A 6,272-nucleotide genomic window follows, 5' to 3' on the forward strand; every position below is an offset into this window, starting at 1 on the left:
CGGGGCCGGGGGCACAAGACGCCCCCATTCCTTGGCCTAATTGACCTGCGCCTTCTGTTCTTCGGTCAGGACCACCTCGGCAGTCTGGACCGGCTGAAGGCGGCCGGTCGCGATCGCCGCGGCGACCTTGCGGGTCTCGGGGCAATCCGAACCGCACAGGCTTTCGACCTTGGCCAAGGTCGCCCGCGCCTTCTCGATCGCGCCCTTCTCGGCCAGTGCCTCGCCCTCGCCCGCCAGAGCGGCAAGGTTGCGTGGCTCGCGCGCCAGCGCTTCGCGGTAATAGGCGATGGCTTTGCCCTGCATCCGGTCGGCCCGCGCGGCTTCGGCAAGGCGCAGGAGCGTGGGGGTATGCGCCGGATCGACAGCCAGAGCCGCCTCGAACGCGTCGATCGCCTGTTGCAGCTCGCCTCTCTGCAAGGCGGCATCCCCTTCGGCGATCAGGGTGGCCGCGCGCGGTGCCGGCGCTCGCTCCTGGCTCCACGAGACGCTGGCTGTCAGCGCAAGCGCCAGGGACAGGGCGGCAGCAGCGGGGGCAAAACGCATCATCGTCTCCGGCAGGGATCGCGATCGGGGCGGCGGACTGGCAGGCATCCTGCCCGCCGGGCTATCACGTTCTGTCTGCACGGGCGATGAAAAATCCGTCGGTTCCCGCAGCATGCGAGGTGAGCCTGACGCCTGCGCCGCGGGCGCTGCCCGCCGGCAGGTCGAGCATTGCCGCGCGCATCGCCGGGGAACGGGCGAGGAACGCATCGAACTGATGCGCCCCTTCCTCGTCCAGCAGCGAACAGGTGACGTAGATCAGCCGCCCGCCGGGGCGCAAAAGGCTCATGCCGAGATCGAGCAGCCGGCTCTGCAACGCGGTCAGCCGGGCGAGTTCGCCTTCGTCGAGCCGCCAGCGCGCTTCGGGATTGCGTCGCCACGTGCCCGTGCCCGAGCAGGGTGCGTCGATCATCACGGCATCCGCCTGTCCGGCAAGATCGGCCAGCGCCTCGGGCTCGCGGCCCGGATCGAGCAGGCGGGTCTCGATATTGGTGGCGCCGGCCCGCGCCGCGCGGGGGGCGAGACGAGACAATCGCCCGCGATCGGTATCGGACGCGATCAACCGCCCGCCATTGGCCATCGCCGCAGCCAAGGCCAGCGTCTTGCCCCCGCCGCCGGCGCACAGATCCACAATGGTTTCGCCATCGCTGGCGCCCACGGCGAGACAGGCGAGCTGACTGCCGGTGTCCTGCACCTCGATCAGACCGTCGCGATAGGCCGGCCACTGTTCGATCTGGGTGCCAGGCGGAAGCCGAAGGCCGGAGGGCGCAACAGTCGGAACGGCAGGTTCGGGAAGCGCCAGTGCGGCGCGATCGGCTTTCAGCGAGTTCACCCGCAGGTCGAGCGGCGCGCGGTCCAGCAGCGCCGCCAGCGCCTCGCCCTCGATGCCCGACAGGCGCAGCCGTTCGCCAAGCCAATCGGGGGCGATGCCGGGCTGCGCCACAGGCTCGTCCGCGCGGATCGGGGCCGGGCCGTAACGCGACCCGTCGAACAGGTCGGCAAGAGCCGGATCGTTCTGTGCCAGGCGAAGCACCGCGGCGCGCCCGCTCTGGGGCACCGGACCGCATGCCCGAATGGCAGCAAAGACCAGCTCGCGGATCGCCCGCCGGTCCTTCGATCCGGCGAAGCGGTTGGCCTTGAACCAGTTGCCGAGGATCCGGTCCGCCGGCGCGCCCTTGGTGCGGGCCGCGGTGATGATGGTGTCGAGCAGCTCGATCGCGGTCTGGATGCGCGCGGCGGGGGTCATGCTATCTCCGAAATCGGCCGGGCGCGGCGTCGCGACAATGGTTCGCGTTCACCGGGTGGGGTAGTTGGGCGCCTCGCGAGTGATCGCGACATCGTGAACATGGCTTTCGGCAAGCCCCGCATTGGTAATGCGCACGAACTTCGCCCGGTCGCGCAAGTCGGCGATGGTCGCGCTGCCGGTATAGCCCATCGCGGCCTTGATCCCGCCGACCAGCTGGTGGACCACAGCGGCAGCCGGCCCCTTGTAGGGCACCTGCCCCTCGATCCCCTCGGGCACCAGCTTCTGCTGGCTGACATCGGCCTGGAAATAGCGATCCGCACTGCCCCGCGCCATCGCGCCGACACTTCCCATGCCGCGATAGCTCTTGTAGCTACGCCCTTGATAAATGAAGGTTTCCCCCGGCGCCTCCTCGGTTCCGGCAAGCATCGAGCCGACCATGATGGTCGACGCCCCCGCCGCCAGGGCCTTGGCTGCATCGCCGCTGGTGCGAAGGCCGCCATCGCCGATGACCGGCACGCCCGCCCTGGCCGCCGCCTCGGCGCAATCCATGATCGCGGTCAGCTGCGGCACGCCCACGCCGGCGACCACGCGGGTGGTGCAGATCGAGCCTGGCCCGATGCCGACTTTCACGGCATCCGCACCCGCGTCGATCAGCGAGCGGGTCGCGTCGGCAGTGGCGACGTTGCCGGCAATCACCTGCACCGCGTTCGACAGCGTCTTGACCCGTTCGACCGCGCGGGCGACGTCCTTGTTGTGGCCATGCGCGGTGTCGATCACCACTACGTCGACCTCAGCATCGATCAGCGCCTCGGTGCGTTCGAACCCCTTGTCGCCCACCGTAGTGGCGGCCGCGACCCGCAGGCGGCCATCGGCATCCTTGGTCGCCTCGGGATAGGCCACCGCCTTTTCGATGTCCTTGACCGTGATCAGCCCGACGCAGCGGCCTGAATCGTCGACCACCAGCAGCTTCTCGATCCGCCGCTGGTGGAGCAACCGCCGTGCCTCGTCCTGCCCGGTGCCGAGCGGCACGGTGGCGAGGTTCTCGGTCGTCATCAGCTCGCTCACCGGCTGACGCGGGTTTTCGGCAAAGCGGACGTCGCGGTTGGTGAGTATCCCGCACAGCTTGCCTGCGGCATCGGTCACCGGGATGCCGCTGATGCGATGCTGAGTCATCAGCGCCTGCGCCTCGCCCAGCGTGGCGGTGGGCAGCACGGTGATCGGATTGACGACCATGCCGCTCTCGTACCGCTTGACCGCGCGCACGGCGGCGGCCTGCTCCGCGATCTCGAAATTGCGGTGCAGCACGCCGATCCCGCCAAGCTGCGCCATCGCGATCGCCATGTCCGCCTCGGTCACCGTGTCCATCGCCGAAGAGATGACCGGGATGTTCAGCTGGATCGAACGGGTGAGATGGGTCGCGGTGTGCGCGAGCGACGGGACGATGTCGCTCTGCGCGGGCACCAGCAGGACATCGTCGAAAGTGAGGCCGAGGGGGATGTCGAGCTGTGCCACGTGAAGAATCGCCTGCCGGGGGGTGAGTGGCGGCCCATGTAACGACGGATTGTGAGAGGCGCTAGTGGGGCGGCGGGCGGGGGGCCGCTACTCGGCCGTCCACCCCCCATCGACGCTCCAGTTGGCGCCGTTGACGTTCTGCGCCTCGTCCCGGCACAGGAACACCGCGACCGCGGCGACCTCGTCCACCTGGACGAACTTCTTGGTCGGCTGCTTGGCGAGGAGCACGTCGTTCATCACCTGCTCGCGCGTCATGCCGCGGGCCTTCATCGTGTCGGGGATCTGGTTCTCGACCAGCGGCGTCCAGACATAGCCGGGGCTGATGCAATTGGCGGTGATGCCGTCCTGCGCCAACTCCAGCGCGAGCGTCTTGGTCAACCCGGCGATCCCGTGCTTGGCCGCGACATAGGCGCTCTTGAACGGGCTGGCGGTGAGCGAATGGGCACTCGCGGTGTTGATGATCCGGCCCCACCCCCGGGCCTTCATGCCGGGGATCGCGAGCCGGGCGGTATGGAACGCGGCCGACAGGTTGAGCGCGATGACCAGATCCCACCGGTCGACCGGGAAATCCTCCACCGGGCTGACGAATTGCATCCCCGCATTATTGACGATGATGTCGACCGGCCCCGCCTCTGCCATCATCTGTTCGATCTGGCCAACGTCGGTGAGGTCGGCCGGGGAATGGGTCGCGCCCAGTTCCTGGCACAAGTCGGCGATCGCGTCCGCCTCGCCGAATCCGTTGAGGATAACCTGCGCCCCTTCGGCACGAAGCGCGCGGGCGATGGCTAGGCCGATGCCGGATGTTGATCCGGTGACGAGGGCGCGCTTTCCTTCGAGAAACATTCGGGGCTCCAAGCGTTGGGCTATACAATGCGGCCGATGTCGCGCAGGAATGCGCGGCTGTAAAGCACGCCGCGGCAATCAGGAGTGGGAGTTCGATGAGGCTCAATCCGTTCAACACCGGCAATATCAACGTGCGCTCGTCCGGCGGCGGTGCGGGGGCGGCCGGCGGCCTTGGCTGCGGCACCATCATTCTGGCCGCGCTCGGCTATTTCATCTTCGGGATCGATCCCTTCCAGACCGCGGCGACCGTCGAAAGCGTCCAGCAGGGCCGCCAGCAGGCCGGCCCCGCGAACACCGACGAGGCAGCGGTGTGCAACAGCAGCGAATACGCGCGCGAGGCGTGCAATGGCCTTCAGTCGCTCAACCAGACCTGGGCAGCGACCTTCCAGCAGCAGGGCTTCGGCGACCGCTTCCAGCAGCCGACGCTCGACCTGTTCGGCGGCGGGGGTGTGCGCACCGCCTGCGGGGCGGCTGACTCGTCGATGGGGCCGTTCTACTGTCCGGGCGACCAGACGATCTATATCGACACCACCTTCTACGATCAGCTCGCCCGCATGAGCGGCAACAGCGGCGATTTCGCGCGCTATTACGTCCTTGCTCATGAATACGGCCACCATATCCAGCAGATCACCGGAATCGCTAATCAGATCCGCAGCGTACAGCAACAGAACCCCCGCGCCGCGAACCAGCTGCAGGTGCGGATGGAACTGCAGGCCGATTGCTATGCCGGCGTCTGGGCGGGCAAGAACCGCAATCTGATCGATCCGGGCGATATCGAGGAAGGCATGCAGGCCGCGGCCGCCATCGGTGACGACGTGCTGACCCGTGGGCGGGTAAGCCCCGAGAACTTTACCCACGGAACCAGCGCCCAACGCAGCCAGGCGCTCCAGCTTGGTTTGCAGGGCGATGACCGCGCCTGCGATGCAATCACCAATATCGGTTAAGGGTCAGACAGGCGCGACGCCCTCGCCCTCGGCCCCGTCCTCGCTGGAACTCCAGCGTCAGGCAGAACGGGCCGTCCGCTTCAAGATGGTGCGGACGGATCGGGGGGACCAGCGCAGTGGTGCCCGCGGATAGCTTTGCGCGTTCCCCGGTGTCGTCCCAGACGAGCGCGATTGTGCCCGACAGGATCGAGAGCCTGCCCCAGCTTCCCGGCTTGAGCCGGTGTTCGGCAAGCAGGCCTTTCGGCAAGCTGTGATTGTCGAACGGGCCAAGCTCGCGGTAGGTCGTCAGCGCCGGGGTATCATCCGACATGGGGCAGCCCCGCCCCGGCGCGCGAACCGGATATCCCGTCACGGCGGATGGCAATCCCGGTCAGCAGGCTGTCGGCAATCGCGCGGGCGCGATCACCCACCAGCCGCGTTCCCCCCTCGTCCGGAGCCATCCTGCGCAAGGTCGAGTAGAACAGGGTAAGCCAATGGGCGAAGTGCCGTTCACCAAGCCCGGGGATCGCAATGTGCTTGACCATCGGGTTGCCGGAGAATTCGCCGCTATTAAACAGGACCGAGCGCCAGAAGGTCTTCATCCGATCAAGGTGAACGGGCCAGTCCTCAATCCGTTCGGCAAAGATGGGGCCAAGCAGGGCATCCTCCCGGATGGCCGCGTAGAAGTTATCAACCAGGTCGGAGACGAACGCCTCGTCGACCCCCAGCGAAACCGCGTGATCGCGCTTGGCGGCGCGAATGGCCCGCACTTCGGCGCGGCTGCGTTCGGTTATTTCTATCATCGCCTCTGCTCCGCTTTGACTATCAACGAGGAACATAGGCGCGGGCAAGCCCCCTGTCGAATGAGGCGGGGTGCGCTTCAGCACACCTCGGCGGTGTTCCGGGGCGGCGCGCCGGGGGGTACTCGCGAAGGGCTGAGATGGAAGGGATCGCCAGCCAGACGGTGGTTCGTGCCATACGCTTTCCCCAGTGCCGCGTAGAGGGCGGGATCGTATTGCGCGAGGTCGCCGGCATTGAGGATGCGACGCCCGTCGAACACCTGCAATCGGTTTGAATTGAACCAGAACTGCGTTCCCTCGGCCCAGTATTCCTGGATCGTGGTGACGGTGTATTCGTCCCGCCAGAGCCCGGTTTCCAGCGCATTGGCATAGGCAGCTTCGACCTCACGATAAAGCGGCTGGTCGACG

At 67.3% G+C, this 6,272-nt stretch carries 7 protein-coding genes and 1 pseudogene; 1 reads left to right on the forward strand and 7 read right to left on the reverse strand.

Annotation, left to right across the window (positions count from 1 at the left end; all coding sequences use genetic code 11):
* Nucleotides 1-36: 36 nt before the first annotated feature.
* The 4 genes from ACHFFA_RS05415 to ACHFFA_RS05430 form a co-directional block, all read right to left on the reverse strand.
* A complete protein-coding gene (locus ACHFFA_RS05415) occupies nt 37-543 on the reverse strand; it encodes a tetratricopeptide repeat protein (protein ID WP_394269822.1) in 507 nt (168 codons plus the stop codon).
* A gap of 64 nt (nt 544-607) precedes the next feature.
* Nucleotides 608-1,786 carry an RsmB/NOP family class I SAM-dependent RNA methyltransferase gene (locus ACHFFA_RS05420; protein ID WP_394269823.1) on the reverse strand — a complete coding sequence of 393 codons (1,179 nt, stop codon included), beginning with the start codon at nt 1,784-1,786 and terminating at the stop codon, nt 608-610.
* 48 nt (nt 1,787-1,834) lie between these two features.
* Complete coding sequence (gene guaB, locus ACHFFA_RS05425) at nt 1,835-3,298, reverse strand: IMP dehydrogenase (protein ID WP_394269824.1); 1,464 nt, start codon at nt 3,296-3,298, stop codon at nt 1,835-1,837.
* Between the two features lie 87 nt (nt 3,299-3,385).
* Nucleotides 3,386-4,141, reverse strand: coding sequence for a 3-hydroxybutyrate dehydrogenase (locus ACHFFA_RS05430; protein WP_394269825.1), 756 nt, complete (start codon nt 4,139-4,141; stop codon nt 3,386-3,388).
* 95 nt (nt 4,142-4,236) lie between these two features.
* Here ACHFFA_RS05430 and ACHFFA_RS05435 point away from each other — a divergent pair, with 95 nt between their 5' ends.
* Nucleotides 4,237-5,085: a neutral zinc metallopeptidase gene (locus ACHFFA_RS05435; RefSeq protein ID WP_394269826.1), complete on the forward strand. Its 849-nt coding sequence runs from the start codon at nt 4,237-4,239 to the stop codon at nt 5,083-5,085.
* On the opposite strand, the gene ACHFFA_RS05440 is transcribed toward ACHFFA_RS05435, so the two are convergent.
* From ACHFFA_RS05440 to ACHFFA_RS05450, 3 genes and pseudogenes are all read right to left on the reverse strand, one after another.
* Nucleotides 5,069-5,395 (reverse strand): DUF1971 domain-containing protein, encoded by a 327-nt coding sequence (locus ACHFFA_RS05440; RefSeq protein ID WP_394269827.1) that lies wholly within the window; start codon nt 5,393-5,395, stop codon nt 5,069-5,071. The genes ACHFFA_RS05435 and ACHFFA_RS05440 overlap by 17 nt on opposite strands.
* Nucleotides 5,385-5,867 carry a group III truncated hemoglobin gene (locus ACHFFA_RS05445; protein WP_394269828.1) on the reverse strand — a complete coding sequence of 161 codons (483 nt, stop codon included), beginning with the start codon at nt 5,865-5,867 and terminating at the stop codon, nt 5,385-5,387. The genes ACHFFA_RS05440 and ACHFFA_RS05445 overlap by 11 nt, the downstream gene beginning before the upstream one ends.
* Nucleotides 5,868-5,944: 77 nt before the next feature.
* Nucleotides 5,945-6,272, reverse strand: a pseudogene (locus ACHFFA_RS05450) (glycoside hydrolase); the annotation flags it as partial.

The organism is Qipengyuania sp., assembly GCF_043423005.1.
Lineage (GTDB): Bacteria > Pseudomonadota > Alphaproteobacteria > Sphingomonadales > Sphingomonadaceae > Qipengyuania.

Bases quoted from the DNA above. Each gene is read 5' to 3' on its own strand.
- ACHFFA_RS05440 (WP_394269827.1), bottom strand. From the start codon at position 5,395: ATGTCGGATGATACCCCGGCGCTGACGACCTACCGCGAGCTTGGCCCG.
- ACHFFA_RS05430 (WP_394269825.1), bottom strand. From the start codon at position 4,141: ATGTTTCTCGAAGGAAAGCGCGCCCTCGTCACCGGATCAACATCCGGC.
- ACHFFA_RS05435 (WP_394269826.1), top strand. From the start codon at position 4,237: ATGAGGCTCAATCCGTTCAACACCGGCAATATCAACGTGCGCTCGTCC.
- ACHFFA_RS05445 (WP_394269828.1), bottom strand. From the start codon at position 5,867: ATGATAGAAATAACCGAACGCAGCCGCGCCGAAGTGCGGGCCATTCGC.
- ACHFFA_RS05420 (WP_394269823.1), bottom strand. From the start codon at position 1,786: ATGACCCCCGCCGCGCGCATCCAGACCGCGATCGAGCTGCTCGACACC.
- ACHFFA_RS05415 (WP_394269822.1), bottom strand. From the start codon at position 543: ATGCGTTTTGCCCCCGCTGCTGCCGCCCTGTCCCTGGCGCTTGCGCTG.